We start from the raw sequence: 18793 nt of genomic DNA on the forward strand, positions 1-18793 counted from the left end.
AGATGCTTGCGCGGCGAGGGCCGGCACCCGCCTCCAGGGCGCTGCACGGCATGCAGGCAATTGCTTTAAAATGCGCCCATCGCGACGATCAGGACCCGTTCCGGAACCCGTCGCGTTTTTTGTTTTGCGCACCTCACTAGGACGTTCCTGGAACCAAGGTGTCCTACACCTGCAACGCCAGCGGAGCCCCCCATGCTTTTCGAAACGCTAGCCACCACCGGCCACGAACAGGTCGTCTTCTGCCACAACCGCGACGTGGGCCTGCAGGCGATCATCGCCATCCACAACACCGTGCTCGGCCCCGCCCTGGGCGGCGTGCGCATGCGCCCCTACCCCGACACCGAGGCCGCGCTGCACGACGCGCTGCGGCTCAGCCGCACGATGACCTACAAGAACGCGCTGGCCGGGCTGAACATCGGCGGCGGCAAGGCGGTGATCATCGGCGACCCGAAGGCCGACAAGTCCGAGGCGCTGTTCCGCGCGTTCGGCCGCTACGTGGATTCGCTGGGCGGGCGCTACATCACCGCCGAGGACGTGGGCACCGACGTCAACGACATGGAGCAGATCTACCTGGAGACCGAGTACGTCACCGGCGTGCACCAGGTGCATGGCGGCTCCGGCGACCCGGCACCGTTCACCGCCTACGGCGCGCTGCAGGCGCTGATGGCCTCGCTGCAGCGCAAGCTCGGCCACGAGGAGATCGGCAAGACCAGCATCGCCGTGCAGGGCCTGGGCCACATCGGCATGGAGCTGGTGAAACTGCTGAAGGAACGCGGCGCCAAGCTGTACGTCACCGACCTGGACCAGGCGCTGGTCGAGCGCGCGGTCGCCGAGTACGGCGCCGAGGCGGTCAAGCCGGACGAGATCTACGACGTGGCCGCCGACGTGCTGGCCCCATGCGCGCTGGAAAGCGCGATCGACGAAACGACGCTGCCGCGGCTGAAGGCCAAGATCATCTGCGGCACCGCCAACAACCAGCTGGCCAACGCCGCGGTCGGCGAGGAGCTGCACCGGCGCGGCATCCTCTACGCGCCGGACTACGCGGTCAACGCCGGCGGAGTGATGAACGTGTCGCTGGAGATCGACGGCTACAACCGCGAACGCGCGATGCGCTTGATCCGCAGCCTGTACCACAACCTCGGCAAGATCTTCGACCTGTCCGAGCGCGACAACATCCCGCCGCAGCAGGCCGCCGACCGCATCGCCGAAGCGCGCATGCACGCGATCGGCAAGCTCAAGCTGCCGCTGGGCCGCACCGCCCCGCGCTCGATGGGACATCTGCGCGGCGAATAGTCAAAGCGCGTACGCCGGCGCTGCGGCGAGCGAGCGCAGCGCCTGCCGATCCCGACCCCCAAGCGCGTCGGGACGGATAGGCTCAAGCGACGCGGGCCCGCCGCGGCCCACAAAACGACCCAACGTGCCAAACAGCGCCTTCCTGTAGGAGCGGCTTCAGCCGCGACGAACGAAGCCTCGATCTATGCGGCCCCAAGAAACCGCGTCGGGACTGAAGTCCCTCCCACAAAAACCGGCACCCCTTCGCCGAGGCCGAATGCCCCCTGTAGGAGCGGCTTCAGCCGCGACGAACGAAGCCCGATCTATGCGGCCCCAAGAAACCGCGTCGGGACTGAAGTCCCTCCCACAAAAGCCAGCGCAACCTCACCGAGACGAATGCCCCTGTAGGAGCGGCTTCAGCCGCGACGAACGAAGCTCCGATCTATGCGGCCCCAAGAAACCGCGTCGGGACTGAAGTCCCTCCTACAAAAACCGGCACCCCTTCGCCGAGACCGAATGCCCCTGTAGGAGCGGCTTCAGCCGCGACGAACGAAGCTCCGATCTATGCGGCCCCAAGAAACCGCGTCGGGACTGAAGTCCCTCCCACAAAAGCCAGCGCAACCTCACCGAGACGAATGCCCCTGTAGGAGCGGCTTCAGCCGCGACGAACGAAGCTCCGATCTATGCGGCCCCAAGAAACCGCGTCGGGACTGAAGTCCCTTCCACAAAAAGCCAGCGCAACCTCACCGAGACGAATGCCCCCTGTAGGAGCGGCTTCAGCCGCGACGAACGAAGACCCGATCTTCGCGGGCCGGGAAAGCGCATCGGGGCCGAAGTCCCCCCACAAAAACCCGGCACACCATCGCCGAGACCGAAGCCCTGTGGGAGCGACTTCAGTCGCGACGAGTGGAGAACCGAGCGTCCCATCCCCCAGCCATGTCGGCATCGATGCCCCGCCAAGAACCCGCGGCTGCAGCGGCCTGCATCAGAACCCCAGCCGATAGCGCAGCGACATCGCCCGGTCGTCGCCGCGCGGGCCGAAGCGCTGGTCGTAGCCCAGGCCCAGCGCGCTGCTTCCCCAGCGCCGGTCCAGGCTCAGCCCGAACAGCCCGCCCGAGCGCGCCGGCTGCAGGTCCAGCAGCGGCGCCCAGGCGTCCACGCCGACGAAGCTGGCCTGGCGCTGCAGTCCTTGCGCGGCCAGGGTCTGCTGCCATTCGCCGTAGCCCTGCAGCGACCAGCCATGCCAGCCGTACCCGGCGCGCAGCCCGGCCAGGGCCTGGCTGCGCGAGGAGGACGCGGCATCGGCCATCAGCCCGAAACCGTCGCCGCCCTGTTCGCGGAAGCCGTCGCTGTCGATGCGGCTGTAGTCGGCGCCGGCGTACGGGGTCAGCCACGCCCTGCCGCGGCCGATGCGGTAGCCGACCTCGACGCTGCCGGACAGGAAGCGCCCGTCGTAACGGCTGGACGCCGCGGCCACGCTGTCGCCGAGCAGCAGGCTGCGGTCGAGCTGGCGCCGGTACTGCCCGGTGCCCAGCTGCGCCAGCGCATAGGCGTTGCCGCTCACAGCACCGAGATAGGCCTGGCCTTGCACCTGCCGATCGCGGCTGTGGCCGAGACCGCCGTCGTCGCCACCGTCGGCGCGGGTCTCGCCGAAGGCGAAGCCGGCCACCGCATGCTCGCCCAGGCGCAGGTCCTGGCCCATCATCCAGCCGTCGAGCTGGAACCGGCTGCCGGCGAAGCTGCCCTGCCCGGTGTCGCCCAGGCGCTGGCTCCACGCGCCGATCGCGCGCGGTTGCGCAATCAGGCTGTCGAAGCGCCCGGACAGCGCGCGCCGCTGCAGGTCGATGGTGTCGAAGGTCATCGCCGTGGCCGCCGCATGCGCCTCGCCGGACAGGCTGCGCAGCGTCGCCGCCGCCACCGCCGCGCTCGGCGACTGCTGCACCGCCGCGGCCGCCTTCAGCACCGTCCCATCGACCGCCGCCGGATCCTGGCTCAGTTGCGTATCCAGTTGCGCGAACGCCGCATCCACGCGCGTGGCCGAGGCCAGCGTGGCGGCCGTGATGCTGCCGAAGCTCGCCGCCGTGGCGGTGACGCTGAGCGCCTGCACGGTGATCGAGGCGCTGGAACCGTCGTAGCTGAGCGACGAGGTCAGGAACACGTTGGACGGCGTGGTCACCGAGGCGAACGTGCCGCTCAACCCGCCGCCGGTCTCCAGCACCTTGTAGGCGGTGTTGTTGACCACGTAGTCGCGCTTGCCCAGCACGTACAGCGAGCCGCCCTGCAGCGTCGCGGTGCCGTTCACCGACAGCTTGTCGCCGACCAGCAATGCCAGCCGGCCGCTGCTCGCCTGCACGTAGTTGCCGCTCAGGCTCAACGTCGCCGCGCCGACCTGGAACGTGCCGGAGTTGTCGACGCTGCCGCGCAGCGGTCCGGTGCCGATGAAGGTGGCGCCGTTGCTGATGGCGACGTTGGAGCCCAGGCTGGCCGCGCTGAGCGTGCCGGCCTGCACCTGGGTGACGCCGCTGTAGCTGTTCTGGGTGCCGCTCAGGACCAGGGTCCCGCTGCCCTGCTTGACCAGGCCACCGCTGCCGGCGATGTCGTTGGACCAGGTCGAAGTGCCGCTGAAGGACACGCTGGCGTCGCCCCAGTCGAACCGCGCCGGTCCCCGCACCGCCTTGCCGACGTTGAGCAGGCCATAGCCGAAGGTGGCGTCCACGCCGGGCGCACCCAGGTCGGTGGCGGTGCCGAGCAGGGTCTGCCGCAGCAGGTCGTTGCTGAAGTACGGGAACGCCTGCCACACCAGCGCTGCCGCGCCGGACACCAGCGGCGCGGCGAACGAGGTGCCGCTGCCGTAGTAGTAGCCCGGGTTGGCGCTGGCGGTGGTCGCCTTGGGATCGACGAACACTTCCGTGCCCGGGGCGACCAGGCAGTAGTGCATGGCCACGCCGCAGGCGTTGGAGTACGACTCCAGCGTGCTGCCGGTGCTCGAATCCACCGCGGCCACCACCAGCCAGCCGCGCTCCAGGTCCGCCGCCGGATGGCTGCCGCCGGGACCGAGCTGGCTCGGCAGCGAGGCGATGTCCGACGGCGTGGCCTTGGATTCGTTGCCGGCCGCGAACACCACCAGACCGCCGTTGTTCAGCACGAACGGGCGGTATTCGGCGGCGATCGCGTTGGTCGCGCCCGGATCGGTCCAGTAGATGCCGCCCCAGGAATTGTTCATCACCTTGACCCCGGCGTTGATCAGGTCCTGGTGGATCGACGCCAGGCCCAGCGCGCCGCTGGTCTGGTTGCCCTCGCCGCTGCCGTCGTCGTCGGGCGAGGTGTCGTTGATGATGCGCGCCGACACGATCTGCGCGCCCGGGGCGATGCCGCCCGGCCACGCGCCCACCGCCCTGCCCGCGGCCAATTGCGCGACCGTGGTGCCGTGGCCGTCGACATCGTCGACGTTGACGTTGTTCTTGGCCGGATCGACGTAGGTCAGGTTGGACACCACGCGCCCGGCCAGCGCCGGGTGGTTGCGGTTCACGCCGGTGTCGACCACGCCGATGCGGAAGCCGCTGCCGTCGTAGCCGGCGTTGCGCGCGGCGAGCGTGTTGGTCAGCGCCAGGTGCGCGTCGAACGCCGGCTGCGGCGGTGGCGGCGAGGTCGGCGGCGAGGTGGGTGGGGAAGTCGGCGGCGGCGGCGGTGGAGGGGACGTCGGCGGTGGCGAGGTCGGCGGCGGATCGCTGCGGGTCAGCCCGCCACCGCCGCCACCGCCGCACGAGGTCAACGCCACCGCCAGTGCGGTCGCCAGCAGCGACCGGGCCATCAACTTCCGCATCATCTCTCTCCAGATATGCACGCCGGCCACTGCGGCAGGCAACGTTCCGTTAGCGGCCGCAAACGCGCGGCCTGAATCGTCCCCGAATCTACACCGGAAATCCGCCCTGCGGCGTTCGCCGGCCGGGCCGCGATTGGCAGACGCCGCGCCGAGGCAGATAATCGGGAACTCATCTTCGTAAGGGTTTGCCATGACCGAGATCGTCATCGCCGCGGCCAAGCGCACCGCCATCGGCGCCTTCCTGGGCCAGTTCAACGGCGTGCCCACGCCGGAACTCGGCGCCGCCGCGATCCGCGCCGCGCTGGAGCAGTCCGGCATCCCCGCCGCCGACGTGTCGGAAGTGATCATGGGCTGCGTGCTGCCGGCCAACCTCGGCCAGGCGCCGGCGCGCCAGGCCGCGCGCGCGGCCGGCGTGCCCGACGCCACCGGCGCCACCACCATCAACAAGGTCTGCGGATCGGGCATGAAGGCGATCATGCTCGGCCACGACCTGATCAAGGCCGGCTCGGCCAGCATCGTCGTCGCTGGCGGCATGGAGTCGATGAGCAACGCGCCGCACCTGCTGCCGAACTCGCGCACCGGCAACCGCTACGGCAACTTCCAGGCGGTCGACCACATGGCCTGGGACGGCCTGACCAACCCCGACGACGGCCAGGCCATGGGCGTGTTCGGCGAGGCCACCGCCGAGAAGTTCGGCTTCAGCCGCCAGGACCAGGACGCGTACGCGATCGAATCGGTGACCCGCGCCCAGGCCGCGCAGCGCGACGGCGCCTTCGACGCGGAGATCGTTCCGGTCCGCGTCGCCACCCGCAAGGGCGAGGCGGTGTTCGCCAGCGACGAGCAGCCGGGCAAGTCCGACGTCGCCAAGATCCCCACGCTCAAGCCGGCGTTCAAGAAGGACGGCACGGTCACCGCCGCCAGTTCCTCCAGCATCTCCGACGGCGCCGCCGCCACGGTGCTGCTCGGCGCCGACGACGCCGCGCGCCGCGGCATCGCGCCGCTGGCGCGGATCGTCGGCCACGCGACCTTCTCGCAGGCGCCGGAATGGTTCACCACCGCCCCGGTCGGCGCGATCCGCAAGCTGCTCGACCAGGTCGGCTGGAGCCAGGACCAGGTCGACCTGTTCGAGATCAACGAAGCGTTCGCCGTGGTGCCGATGGTGCCGATCAAGGAGTTGGGCCTGGACCACGCCAAGGTCAACGTCAACGGCGGCGCCTGCGCGCTCGGCCATCCCATCGGCGCCTCGGGCGCGCGGCTGGTCGTGACATTGGTGAACGCGTTGCGCACCCGCGGCGGCCGCCGCGGCATCGCGACCCTGTGCATCGGTGGCGGAGAGGCGACGGCTATCGCCATCGAATTGATTTAATTGGGATTAACCCCTGAAACACAAAAATGAATGCGCATGCGCTTGACAGCCGACTTTGGCTTGTCATCATGTTGAGGGCGCGCAATAGCGCGTTGCCTAACTAAACGACGAGGATAGACACATCATGAGCATCAACAAGCTGCTGATCGCAATGGCCCTGGGCCTGGCCCTGGCCGCATGCTCGAAGCAGGAGCAGGCGCAGGACGCCGCTGCTTCGGCTAACGAAGCCGCCACCGACGCGCAGGCTGCTGCCGACCAGGCTTCGGCCGCCGGTGCCGCCACCGCCGATTCCGCCCAGGCTGCTGCCGACACGGCCGCTACCGCCGCCAACACCGCTGCCGACGCTTCGCAGGCCGCTGCTGCTGCCCCGACCGACGCTGCTGCCGACAAGGCTGCCGACACCGCCAAGGCTGCGGACGACACCGCCGACAAGGCCAAGGACGCTGCCGAAGAAGCCAAGAAGTAATCACTTCTCGCTTCAGGCACGTCTGAGAAAGCCGCTGGTTCGCCAGCGGCTTTTTCTTTGTCTGCGATTTGCGCAAACGTGCCGACGGCCGGCTTGCGCGCTCCGGGCCTCGACCTTGCCGCGATATGGTCGATAGCCCGTCCGGCGGCGCCGCAGCGCCGCGGCCGTCCGCACAGCATCATCATCGGCTGGGCGTTGTTCCTGCTTCCCAGCGTGGCCGGGCGATGCCCATCGTGTTCAGCGTGGCGTTGGCGCTGGGCCTGCGGAGCTGTGACTTGCTGCGCTGGCGGCGTAGCTGAATGGGAGCCGGTGGTATTGCGCGGCATTGACGCCGGCTGCATGCACGCCCGCCTAGGCTGCGCCGCATCACCCAGCAACGGAGAACGCGCATGAACAAGACCCCGATCGTGGCAATGGCATTGCTGGGCACGCTGGCGCTCGCCGCGTGCCAGGGCCCGGAATCGCAGCAGGCGCAGCGCGACGCCAAGATCGCTGCCGAGCAGACTGGCGAAGCCGCCAAGGAAGCCGCCGACCAGGCCGCGCAGACCGGCCGCGAAGTCGCCGCCGACGCCCGCGACGCCGCGCATCGTGCCGCCAACTCCGAAGCCGTGCAGGATGCCTCGGCCGCCGCCAAGGAAGCGGCCGCCGACGCCAGCGAGGCCACCGCCAGCGCCGCGCAGAAGCTCGCCGACAAGGCCCGCGAGAACGCCAACCAGGATCCGCACAACGACAACCCCGAGAAGCACTGAGCCATCGCGCTAGTCGATCTTCCCGCCGCATCCGCGCAACATGCCGGATGCGGCGGGACCGCCAGCGCACCGCCGCCACGCTCTCCATGCACGACAGCCCTAGGCTCCGCCGGCTTCCACAAAGCACCTGACGACGCGCCGCAAGCGCCCACTGCGCGGCTTTCAGTCACGACCAGGCAGAACGATCGACCTGACGACTTCGACACCTCGCACTGATCCGCGCAAGGAACAAAAGCTGCGAGGCGCCGCGCCAACTCCCGCAATTCTTGTAGGAGCGACTTCAGTCGCGACCCAGCGAAGCAATGGGCTTGGTTGCAGCTTGCAGCTTGGACGAATGCCCAAAACGGACCAGAGCCCTTCCGCCATCCATCCACGGCGCGCAGCAAGCACCGCAGGAAACAGTTTCAATCGCGACCACGACGTGACCTACGGCCCGCTTTGTCTGCGCGAGCGCCTGGCCGCTTCCAGGCTGGTTACAATCCGCCAATGTCGACGTTCCACCGTGTGCGGATCAGAACCCGCCTAGCGCTGCTGTTCTCCGCCCTGGTCTTCGTGTCGATCGGTTTCGGCGTCTTTACCGGCGCGCAACGCTCGATCTCCGATGCCGCGCGCGTGGCGCATACCCACCAGGTGCTGCGCAGCATCGACGAAGTGCAATTGACCTTGCTGCAGGCCGAAACCGCGTTGCGCGGCTACGAGCTGACCGACAACCTGGCCTACCTGAGCAACTATCGCGACAGCGCCGAACGTGTCCCGCGGCACCTGACGCAGCTGCGCACGCTGGTCGCCGACAACCCGACGCAACTGGCGAACCTGCGCGTCCTGCAACGGCTGGTGCAGGCGCGGCTGACGCAGATGCAGCGGATGCTCGACGTCTATCAGCGCGACGGGCTGGAAGCGTTGCAACGCGCGATGGCGCCCAGCGTGTTCAAGGATTCCAGCACGATCCGCGATCACGTGCAGCAGATGATCGAACTGGAACAGCAGCTGCTGCAGAGCCGCGACCGTTCCAACCAGCGCAGCTCCGACCTGCTGCTGGCCCTGGCCCTGGCCGGCATCCCGTTCGGCCTGGGCAGCGTGTGCGTGGTCTACGCGTTGCTGTTCCGCGAGCTGCGCAACCGCGCGTCGGCCGAACAGGCCGCCTCGGTCGCCAACGAAAAACTCGGCGCCAGCATCGAGGAACTGCAGCGCACCAGCGCCGATCTCAATGCGCTCAGCCGCTACACCGGCCTGCTGCAGAGCTGCGTGGACCCCAAGGAAGCGCTGGCGGTGACCGCGCGCATGCTCGCCGCGCTGATGCCCGAGGCCGGCGGCAGCGTGTACCTGCTGCGCGCGTCCCGGGATCGCGCCGAGGCCATCGTCGCCTGGGGCCAGGCGCCGGTGCGCAGCGAATCGGTGGTGGCGCCGGAAGAATGCTGGGCGTTGCGCCGCGACAAGGCGCATTTCGTGCACGCGCTGCGCCACGATTCGGCCTGCGCGCATCTGCTCGACGACCCGCAGGCCCTCGGCGCCAGCAGCGCGTGCATTCCGCTGTCGGCGCAGGGCACGCAGCTGGGCTTCGTGTTCCTGGCCGGTCCCGGCCCGGGGCCGCTGCCGCGCATCGCCATCGCCGAGGCCGCGGCCGAGCAGCTGTCGCTGGCGCTGAGCAACCTGCGCCTGCGCGAATCGCTGCGCCTGCAGTCGATCCGCGACCCGCTCACCGGCCTGTTCAACCGCCGCTACCTGGAGGAGTCGCTGAACCACGAAATGGCGCGCTGCGCGCGCCGTTCGATGCCGCTGTCGCTGCTGATGCTGGACGTGGATCACTTCAAGCACTTCAACGACCTGCACGGCCACGGCGGCGGCGACAGCCTGCTGGCCGCGGTCGGACAGATGCTCACTTCGCGGCTGCGCGGCGAGGACATCGCCTGCCGCTACGGCGGCGAGGAATTCACCGTGATCCTTCCGGAAACGACGCCGGAGGCGGCGCTGGCGATCGCCGAGCAGATCCGCAGCGCCGCGCAGCAGCTGACCACCACGCTGGATGGCATGGCGCTGCCGGGCGTGACGGTCTCGATCGGGCTGGCCAGCTATTCGCGCGACGGCGTGGTCGCCACCACCCTGCTGCGCAAGGCCGATGCGGCGCTGTATCGCGCCAAGCGCAGCGGCCGCAACCAGGTGCAGCAGTTCGATCCGGCGCTGGACGGCATGGGCTGAACCGGCGGCCGCGATGCGCCAAGCACGCTTTAGAGATGACTGTCACAAAATATGCGCGGTAGAGCGGCGATAGTCCGGTCTCCCCCGACTGGAGACGTCCGCGCATGTCCATCTGGAAAGATCAGGGTACCCCACGCAAGGATGGCCTGCCGCTGCCCGGCACGCCCGCCGCCACCGCCAACGAACCGCGCCCTGCCGCCGATCCGGTGGTCGGCGAGCCCGCCGCCGCGGTCGCCGCGGCCGCTCCCCTTCCCGCGCGCGCCGCTGCACCGGCGGCCAAGGAGTCGCTGATCGCCGCCGACATCACCATCGAAGGCAAGATCGAAGGCACCGGCCACATCCGCATCGCCGGCAGGTTCAAGGGCGACGTCAACGTGCAGGGCGACCTGACCATCGAGACCGGCGCCAAGCTCAGCGGCGGCGTGCGCGCCAACAAGGTGACCATCGCCGGCGAACTGGAGGGCAACATCGAATCGGCGTCGCAGGTGGACCTGCTGGCGTCCGGCGCGCTGATCGGCGACGTCAAGGCCGGCTCGCTGACCGTGGCCGCGGGCTCGCGGATGCGCGGCCAGGCCGACTTCGGCTGGGAAGACGACAAGGGCCGCAAAGGCGGCAAGCCGACGGAGCCAGACGCCGGCGCATGAGCACGCCGCGTCCCGGCACCCCGGGGGCGACCCGGACCTGCCCGCACTGCAAGGCGACGATCCTGGAGAGCGCCAGCGTCTGCCCGGCCTGCAAGCACCACCTGCGCTTCGACTCAGCGGCGCTGCAGCAATCGGCGCCGACCGCGACGGTGCCGCTGCGCGTGCAGGGCACCATCCAGCATCCCGCCGACGGCACCGCGTGGGAGTACACGGTGGTGGTGACGATCCGCAACGGCCGCGGCGAGGAGATCAAGCGCCAGCTGGTCGGCGTCGGCGCGATGCTCGACGGCGAGGAGCGCAGCTTCACCCTGTCGGTGGAAGCGACCCAGGCCAAGGGTGGGGGCCGGCGTGGGACGAGGCATTGATGCTGGGATTGGGGATTGGGGACTCGGGACGAAGCGTGGTCCCTCTCCCACCGGGAGAGGGATTGGGGTGAGGGTCCGGGCGCGCAGCGCGCGCACTCGCTGCACTGGCTGACGTACCCTCATCCGCCCCTGCGGGGCACCTTCTCCCGAGGGGAGAACGAAAAGTGGCTGCCCTCTCGCGTCAAGAGGTTGTGCGCGGCATTGCCGCGGTCAAGGCAGCACACGCGCCAGCAGTGCTTCCACCGGCACGTCCGCCTCCAGCGTGCCGAACGCCAGTCCGTGCGCGCCGGCCAGGCGGCTGCGCACGAACGCGTCGGCCGCGGGGCTGGCGCTGCGCAGCAGCAGTGCGGCCTGCAGCGCCAGTGCGATGCGTTCGGTGATGCGCCGCGCGGCGTACTCGTCCACCTGCGCGTCGCCGGCCAGCGACATGCGCAACGCGTCCAGCGCCGCATCGTAGTGCGGGGTCGCGCCGGCCGCGGTTTCCAGCTCGGCCAGCAGCGCCGCCGCGCTGCGCGGTTCGCGCGCCAGCGCGCGCAGCACGTCCAGGCACTGGATGTTGCCGCTGCCCTCCCAGATCGAATTCAGCGGTGCCTGCCGGTACAGCCGCGGCAGGATCGATTCCTCCACGTAACCGGCGCCGCCCAGGCATTCCTGCGCTTCGTTGACGAAGGCCGGCGCGCGCTTGCACAGCCAGTACTTGCCCAGCGCGGTGGCGATGCGCGCGAACGCGGCCTCGGCCGGGTCGCGCTCGGCCGCGTCCACCGCGCGCGCCACGCGCAGCGCGAACGCGGTGGCGGCCTCGGATTCGAGTGCCAGGTCGGCGAGCACGTTGCGCATCAGCGGCTGTTCCACCAGCGGCTTGCCGAACGCGACGCGGTGCCGCGCATGGTGCAGCGCCTGCGCCAAGGCCATGCGCATCTGCGCGGCGGCGGCGAGCATGCAGTCCAGCCGGGTCAGCATCACCATGCCGATGATGCTGGCCACGCCGCGCCCTTCCTCGCCGATGCGCTGCGCCCAGGCGCCGGCGAATTCCACCTCGCTGGACGCGTTGGACCAGTCGCCGAGCTTGTCCTTCAGCCGCATCAGCCGCAGCGCGTTGAGCCTGCCGTCGGGCAGCCGCCGCGGCAGCAGGAAGCAGCTCAGCCCGCCCGGGGCCTGCGCCAGCACCAGGAAGCCGTCGGACATCGGCGCGGAGAAGAACCACTTGTGCCCGACCAGCGCGTAGGCATCGTCGCGGCCCAGCGGCGTGGCGACGGTGGCGTTGCTGCGCACGTCCGAGCCGCCCTGCTTCTCGGTCATGCCCATGCCCAGGGTGATACCGGCCTTGTCGGCGATCGGCACGTCGCGCGGATCGTAGTGCGGCGCGGCGGCCTTGTCCGCCCAGTCGCGCAGCGCCGGTGCCTGGCGCAGCACCGCAACCGCGGCATGGGTCATGGTCAGCGGGCAGCTGGTGCCGGCCTCGGCCTGGTGGTGCAGGTAGCTCAGCGCCGCCCGCGCCACGTGCGCACCCGGTTGCGGCGCGTGCCAGGACAGCCCGGCCACGCCGTGCGCCTTGGCCGCATCGAGCAACTGGTGATAGGCCGGATGGAACTCGACCGTGTCGATGCGCTGGCCGAAACGGTCGTGCGTGCGCAGCCGCGGCCGGTCGCGGTTGGCGTCGAAGCCGAGCCGGTACAGGGTGTCGCCGGCGAGCGCGCCGTAGGTGGCCAGCTGTGCGGCGAACGCGGTGCCGCCCTCGCGCGCCACCGCGGCGCGCAGCACCGCATCGTCGGCCCACAGGTCGCGCGGCTCGAACGGCGGCGGCTGGTTCTCGACCACGTGCGTGGCGAATGCGGGCAGGTCCGCTTGCATGCATCTGTCTCCCAGAAACGCGTGCCGCATTGTGGCCGATCCGTGCCTGCGCGGCGAACCGTTCGGCCTGGATTCTCATCTCCTGCACACCGCCTTGGACACAGTGGCAGGCATGCCAAAACCCGCTTCCCAGGACCTGATCGTGCTGCGCCCGGAAGGGCTGTACTGCCCCGCCGGCGACTTCCATATCGATCCCTGGCGCCCGGTGCCGCGCGCGGTCATCACCCATGGCCACGGCGACCACGCGCGCGCCGGCATGGGCGAATACCACTGCGCCGCGGCAGGCCTGCCGATCCTGCGCTGGCGGCTCGGCGAGCAGGCGTACCGCGCCTACGACTACGGCGAACGCTTCGCGCTGGGCGCCGCGCAGGTGTCGCTGCATCCGGCCGGGCACGTGCTCGGCTCGGCGCAGGTGCGCGTCGAGGTCGACGGCGAGGTGTGGGTGGCCTCCGGCGACTACAAGCGCCAGCCCGACCCGACCTGCGCGGCGTTCGAGGTGGTGCGCTGCGACACCTTCATCACCGAGGCCACCTTCGGCCTGCCGGTGTACCGCTGGCCGGACACCGCCGCGGTGGCGCGCGAGATCGTCGCCTGGCGCCGCGAGTGCGCCGCGCGTGGCGAGGCCGCGGTGCTGTTCTGCTACGCGCTGGGCAAGGCGCAGCGGGTGCTGGCCGAACTGCAGCCGTGGGACGACCAGCCGGCGCTGCTGCATGGCGCGGTCGCCGCCGGCGTGGCGGTGTACCGGCAGGCCGGGGTGGCGATGCTCGACACGCAGCCGGTCGCCGAACTGGACAAGCGCGCCGACTACGCCGGGCAACTGGTGCTGGCGCCGCCGTCGGCCGCGGGCAGCCCGTGGCTGCGCCGCTTCCGCCATGCGCAGCTCGGCTTCGCCTCCGGCTGGATGCGCCTGCGCGGCAACCGCCGCCGGCGCAACTACGACCGCGGCTTCGTGGTCTCCGACCATGCCGACTGGCCCGACCTGCTGCGCACCATCGCCGAGACCGGCGCGCAGCGGGTCATCGCCACGCACGGCAATACCGACGCGATCATCCGCGCGCTGAACGAGCGCGGCGTCGCCGCCGAGGCGTTCCGTACCGACTACGGTGCCGAGGAATGAAACACTTCGCCGCGCTGTACCGGCAGCTGGACCAGAGCACCGCGACGCTGGACAAGCGCGCCGCGCTGGTCGCGTACTTCGAGCAGGCGCCGCCGGCCGACGCGGCGTGGGCGATCTGGTTGCTGAGCGGCGGCAAGCTGCGGCGCATCGCCAACACCCGCGAACTGCGCGAGTGGATCGCGCAGGAAAGCGGCTTGCCCGGCTGGCTGGTCGACGACAGCTACGACCACGTTGGCGATCTCGCCGAAACCCTCACCCTGCTGCTGGACGATCCGGCCGAGACCTCCGATCCGGCGCCGCTGCGCGACTGGATCGAGGAACGCCTGCTGCCGGTGGCCGCGCAGGACGAGGCCGCGCGCCACGCCGCAGTGCTGGCCGGCTGGCGCAGCCTGGATTTCGACGAGCGCCTGCTGTTCAACAAGCTGCTGACCGGCGCGCTGCGCGTGGGCGTGTCGCAGCGGCTGGTGCAGCAGGCGCTGGCGGCGATGTCGGGGATCGACATCGCGCGCATCGCCCAGCGCATGCTCGGCGCGTGGTCGCCGACCCCGGCCGCGCTGGAGGACCTGCTCTCGCACGAGGTGCTGGCCAGCGACCGCCAGCAGCCCTACCCGTTCTTCCTGGCCTCGCCGCTGGAAAACGAGGTCGCCACGCTCGGCGCGATCGACGACTGGCAACTGGAATGGAAATGGGACGGCATCCGCCTGCAGCTGATCCGCCGCGACGGCGAGGTGGCGCTGTGGTCGCGCGGCGAGGAACGCCTGGACGGCCGCTTCCCGGAAATCGAGACGGCCGCGGCCACGCTGCCGCGCGATGCGGTGATCGACGGCGAACTGCTGGGCTGGCGCGAGGGCGACACCGCGCCGCTGCCGTTCACCGCGCTGCAGACCCGCATCCAGCGGCGCAAGCCCGGCGCCAAGACGCTGGCCGACACGCCGGCGCGGGTGCTCGCCTACGACCTGCTGGAACTGGACGGAGTCGACCTGCGCGAACAGCCGCTGGCGCAGCGCCGCGCGCAGCTGCAGGACTTGCTCGACGCGCACGCCGATCCGCGCATCGTGCTGTCGCCGCAGGTGCAGGCCGCGAGCTGGGAGGCGGCGGCGACGCTGCGCGAGGAGGCGCGCGAGCGCGGCGTGGAAGGGCTGATGCTCAAGCGCGCGTCCTCGCCCTACCAGTCCGGGCGCCGCCGCGGCGACTGGTGGAAGTGGAAGATCGAACCGCTGACCATCGACGCGGTGCTGCTGTACGCGCAGGCCGGCCACGGCCGCCGCAGCACGCTGTACACCGACTACACCTTCGGCCTGTGGGACGGCGAACAGCTGGTGCCGGTGGCCAAGGCGTATTCGGGCCTGGACGACAGCGAGATCCTGGCCCTGGACCGCTGGATCCGCGCGCACACCACCGAGCGCTTCGGTCCGGTGCGCGCGGTGACGCCGTACCACGTGTTCGAACTCGGCTTCGAGGCGGTGAACAAGAGCAGCCGGCACAAGTCGGGCATCGCGGTGCGCTTTCCGCGCATCCTGCGCTGGCGCCACGACAAGCCGTTCGCCGAGGCCGACCGGCTCGCCACGCTGCAGGCGCTGGCGCGATGACCCCGGCGCAGGCGCGCAAGCGCCCGGCCGACGCGCCGCTGTACGCCTGGTTCGCCGCGCAGGGATGGCGGCCGCTGCCGTTCCAGCGCGCGCTGTGGCGGCACTATCTGGACGGCGGTTCCGGACTGCTGCACACGCCCACCGGCAGCGGCAAGACCCTGGCCGCATTCGGCGGCCCGCTGCTGGAAGGCCTGCGCGACCAGGCCGCGCAGCAGGCCGCCGCGCGCAAAGCGCCGCGCCGCAGCAAGGCCGCCGCCAGCGCGAGCAAGTCGGCGCCGACCACGCGTGCGCGCCGGCAGGCGCAGCGCGACCTGAAGGTGCTGTGGATCACCCCGCTGCGCGCGCTCGCCGCCGACACCGTGCGCGCGCTGCGCGAACCGGCGCAGGCGCTGGGCCTGGACTGGCAGATCGGCGTGCGCACCGGCGACGCCAGCGCGCGCGACAAGCGCCTGGCGCGCAGCGGCAAGCTCGACGCGCTGGTGACCACGCCCGAATCGCTGGCGCTGCTGCTGTCCTATCCGGACACCGCGCCGCAGCTGGCGACGCTGCGCTGCGTGATCGTCGACGAATGGCACGAACTGCTCGGCAACAAGCGCGGCGTGCTGCTGCAGCTGTGCCTGGCGCGGCTGCGCGCCTGGGCGCCGGCGCTGCGCATCTGGGGCCTGTCGGCCACGCTCGGCAACCTGGACGAGGCGCGCGACGTGCTGCTGCCGCACGTGCCGGATGCGCCGATCGTGGCCGGGGTCAAGCCGCGCACGCTGACCCTGGAGACGCTGGCGCCGGCCAGCGGCGAGCGCTTCCCGTGGGCCGGCCACCTGGGCCTGGCGCAGTTGCCGCGGGTGCTGGAAAAACTGTTCGCGGTGCGCACCAGCCTGCTGTTCACCAACACCCGCGCGCAGGCCGAACTGTGGCACCAGGCGCTGGACTCGGTGTGGCCGGAAGACACGCAGACCCTGGCGCTGCACCACGGCTCGCTGGATCCGGCGCTGCGCAGCGCCGCCGAGCAGGGCCTGCGCGACGGCAGCCTGCGCTGCGTGGTCGCGACCTCCAGCCTGGACCTGGGCGTGGATTTCCCGGCGGTCGACCAGGTGCTGCAGATCGGCAGCCCGAAAGGCGTGGCGCGGCTGCTGCAGCGCGCCGGCCGCGCCAAGCACCGCCCCGGTGAGGCCGGCCACGTGCTGTGCGTGCCCACGCACGCGCTGGAGCTGGTCGAGTACGCCGCCGCGCGCCGCGCCATCGCCCACGGCCGCATCGAATCGCGCCCGTCGCCGCGGCTGTCGCTGGACGTGCTGGCGCAGCACTGCGTGAGCTGCGCGCTGGGCGGCGGGTTCCGCGCCGATGCGCTGCTGGCCGAAGTGCGCGGCACCGCCGCGTTCGCCGCGCTCGACGCGGCCACCTGGAATGCGGTGCTGGAGTTCATCGTGCAGGGCGGCCGCGCGCTGGCGCAGTATCCGGACTACCGCAAGGTGGTGCGCGACGACGACGGCGTGTACCGCGTGCACGACCGCCGCATCGCGCTGCGCCATCGCCTGTCGATCGGCACCATCACCAGCGACGGCAGCGTCGCGGTGCGCTTCCTGCGCGGCGGCCGGCTCGGCGCGGTGGAAGAGCAGTTCGTCGGCCGCCTGCGCCGCGGCGACCGCTTCCAGTTCGCCGGGCGCATGCTGGAGCTGGTGCGGCTGGAAGACATGACCGCCTACGTGCGCCTGGCCAAGGGCGGCGACGGCACCGTGCCGAAATGGATGGGCGGGCGCATGCCGCTGTCCTCGGCGCTGGCGCACGAAGTGGAGGCGGTGTTCGCCGAACCGCGCGGCGAGGAAGAACTGCGCGCCTTGGCGCCGCTGCTCGGCCTGCAGCGCGCGTTGTCGGCGTTGCCGTCGCCGCAGCGGCTGCTGGTGGAAAGCGTGCGCGCCCGCGACGGCCGCCACGTGTTCGTGTATCCGTTCGCCGGGCGCCAGGTGCACGAAGGCCTGGCCGCGCTGCTGGCGCTGCGCTGGGGCCGGCATCAACGCAACACCTTCAGCTTCGCCGCCAACGACTACGGTTTCGTGCTGTCGCCGGCGCAGGAAGTGGCGCCCGATGCGGCGCTGCTGCGCGCGCTGCTCAGCCCCGCGCAGCTGTTCGAGGACCTGCGCGAGAGCCTCAACCTGGGCGAACTGGCGCGGCGCCAGTTCCGCGAGATCGCGCGCGTGTCCGGCCTGCTGCCGCCCAGCCTGCCCGGCGGCACGCCGCGCAGCCTGCGCCAGCTGCAGGCCTCCAGCGGCCTGCTGTACGACGTGCTGAGCCGTTTCGATCCCGAACATCTGTTGCTGGCGCAGGCCGAACGCGAAGTGCTGCAGGGCGAGATGGAACTGACCCGGCTCGCCGCCACGCTGCACGACTGCGCCGCGCGCGAACTGGCGCTGCGCACGCCGCGCAGCCTGACCCCGCTGTCGTTCCCGCTGTGGGCCGAGAGCATCCGCGGCCAGCTCAGCACCGAGGACTGGAAGGCGCGGGTGATGCGCGCCGCCGCACAGCTGGAACAACGCCATGCCCGCTGAGCTGACCTGGACCCTGGCCGGCGAGCCGATGACCCTGCTCGGCGAGCGCGCGCTGTACTGGCCGGCGCGGCGGCGGCTGCTGATCGCCGACCTGCACCTGGGCAAGGCCGACGTGTTCCGCCGCGCGGGCATCGGCCTGCCCAGCGGCGGCACCGCGTTCGACCTGCAACGTCTTGCCGCGCTGGTGCAGGCGCAGGCCGCGCAGGAACTGTGGATCCTCGGCGACGTGCTGCACGGCGCCGCGCCCGCAGCGGCCTGGCAACGGCACTGGCACGACTGGCGCACGGCGCATCCGCAACTGCGCGTGGCCGCGATCTCGGGCAACCACGACCGCGCGCTGGCGAGTGCCGGACTGGACATCGCGTTGCTGGGCGAACAGGTGGAGGACGGCCCCTTCGTGCTGCGCCACGATCCGCTGCCGGGCGCGCATCTGCACGTGCTGTGCGGCCACCTGCATCCGCTGGCCAAGCTGCCGGACATGCGCCCGCGCTGGCCGGCGTTCTGGCTGCGCGAGCGGATGACGGTGCTGCCCGCGTTCTCGCACTTCACCGCCGGCGTGGTCCCGGTCCTGGAGACAGGCGAACGCCTGGTCGCCTGCGTCGAAGGCGAGCCGCTGGCGCTGCCGGTGGCCGCGCCGTAGCGGCAGGAGCCGGCCAAGCCATCCCGGCGAGTCGCGATTCCTGCAGGAGCGCTTCAGCCCCGACGCTCTACCGAACCAGGCATCGGGGTCGAAGCCATCTCGGGGAAAATCGCTGCGCCAGTCGCGCCGTCCCTTGCGGACATGCCCGCAAGCCTGCCGGATCGATCGCGCCGGT

13 protein-coding genes are annotated in these 18793 nt (G+C 71.0%); 11 read left to right on the plus strand and 2 right to left on the minus strand.

All coding sequences use genetic code 11. The features are described from left to right. Positions 1-192 precede the first annotated feature (192 nt). The gene (locus OCJ37_RS13675; protein WP_263110091.1) at positions 193-1293 is read left to right on the plus strand and encodes a Glu/Leu/Phe/Val dehydrogenase dimerization domain-containing protein; all 1101 of its coding nucleotides are present in this window, start codon (positions 193-195) and stop codon (positions 1291-1293) included. Positions 1294-2257: 964 nt separating this feature from the next. On the opposite strand, the gene OCJ37_RS13680 is transcribed toward OCJ37_RS13675, so the two are convergent. Then, on the minus strand, positions 2258-5098 hold the full coding sequence (locus tag OCJ37_RS13680; protein ID WP_263110093.1) for a S8 family serine peptidase: 2841 nt from the start codon (positions 5096-5098) through the stop codon (positions 2258-2260). A 187-nt stretch (positions 5099-5285) separates the two neighbouring features. On the opposite strand from OCJ37_RS13680, the gene OCJ37_RS13685 reads away from it, so the two are divergent. The 6 genes from OCJ37_RS13685 (at position 5286) to OCJ37_RS13710 (ending at position 10881) form a co-directional block, all read left to right on the plus strand. Then, positions 5286-6461, plus strand: a complete 1176-nt coding sequence (locus tag OCJ37_RS13685) for a thiolase family protein (protein ID WP_263110095.1) — start codon at positions 5286-5288, stop codon at positions 6459-6461. A 124-nt stretch (positions 6462-6585) separates the two neighbouring features. After that, a complete protein-coding gene (locus OCJ37_RS13690; protein ID WP_145701049.1) occupies positions 6586-6927 on the plus strand; it encodes a hypothetical protein in 342 nt (113 codons plus the stop codon). Positions 6928-7316: 389 nt separating this feature from the next. Then, positions 7317-7676: a hypothetical protein gene (locus OCJ37_RS13695; protein WP_263110097.1), complete on the plus strand. Its 360-nt coding sequence runs from the start codon at positions 7317-7319 to the stop codon at positions 7674-7676. Between the two features lie 486 nt (positions 7677-8162). Next, positions 8163-9872, plus strand: coding sequence for a sensor domain-containing diguanylate cyclase (locus tag OCJ37_RS13700; protein WP_263110099.1), 1710 nt, complete (start codon positions 8163-8165; stop codon positions 9870-9872). 104 nt (positions 9873-9976) lie between these two features. Next, positions 9977-10516, plus strand: coding sequence for a bactofilin family protein (locus tag OCJ37_RS13705; RefSeq protein WP_263110101.1), 540 nt, complete (start codon positions 9977-9979; stop codon positions 10514-10516). Next, positions 10513-10881, plus strand: a complete 369-nt coding sequence (locus tag OCJ37_RS13710; RefSeq protein WP_263110103.1) for a hypothetical protein — start codon at positions 10513-10515, stop codon at positions 10879-10881. Before OCJ37_RS13705 ends, OCJ37_RS13710 begins: the two co-directional genes overlap by 4 nt. Before the next feature lie 210 nt (positions 10882-11091). Here the strand turns inward: OCJ37_RS13710 and OCJ37_RS13715 are convergent, their stop codons facing one another. Then, complete coding sequence (locus OCJ37_RS13715; protein WP_263110105.1) at positions 11092-12732, minus strand: acyl-CoA dehydrogenase family protein; 1641 nt, start codon at positions 12730-12732, stop codon at positions 11092-11094. Positions 12733-12844: 112 nt separating this feature from the next. Between OCJ37_RS13715 and OCJ37_RS13720 the strand changes: the two genes are divergently transcribed. Genes OCJ37_RS13720 through pdeM form a run of 4 tightly spaced genes read left to right on the plus strand, consistent with a single transcriptional unit; the run spans position 12845 to position 18618 of the window. Continuing rightward, positions 12845-13849, plus strand: coding sequence for a ligase-associated DNA damage response exonuclease (locus OCJ37_RS13720; protein WP_263110107.1), 1005 nt, complete (start codon positions 12845-12847; stop codon positions 13847-13849). Then, on the plus strand, positions 13846-15438 hold the full coding sequence (locus tag OCJ37_RS13725) for an ATP-dependent DNA ligase (RefSeq protein ID WP_263110109.1): 1593 nt from the start codon (positions 13846-13848) through the stop codon (positions 15436-15438). The genes OCJ37_RS13720 and OCJ37_RS13725 overlap by 4 nt, the downstream gene beginning before the upstream one ends. Beyond that, entirely contained in the window at positions 15435-17978 is a 2544-nt protein-coding gene (locus OCJ37_RS13730) for a ligase-associated DNA damage response DEXH box helicase (RefSeq protein ID WP_263110111.1), read from the plus strand. The genes OCJ37_RS13725 and OCJ37_RS13730 overlap by 4 nt, the downstream gene beginning before the upstream one ends. Beyond that, positions 17968-18618 (plus strand): ligase-associated DNA damage response endonuclease PdeM, encoded by a 651-nt coding sequence (pdeM, locus tag OCJ37_RS13735; RefSeq protein ID WP_263110113.1) that lies wholly within the window; start codon positions 17968-17970, stop codon positions 18616-18618. Before OCJ37_RS13730 ends, pdeM begins: the two co-directional genes overlap by 11 nt. The last annotated feature ends 175 nt before the right edge of the window (positions 18619-18793 follow it).

Origin of the sequence: Xanthomonas sp. AM6 (assembly GCF_025665335.1) — a bacterium.
GTDB lineage: Bacteria > Pseudomonadota > Gammaproteobacteria > Xanthomonadales > Xanthomonadaceae > Xanthomonas_A.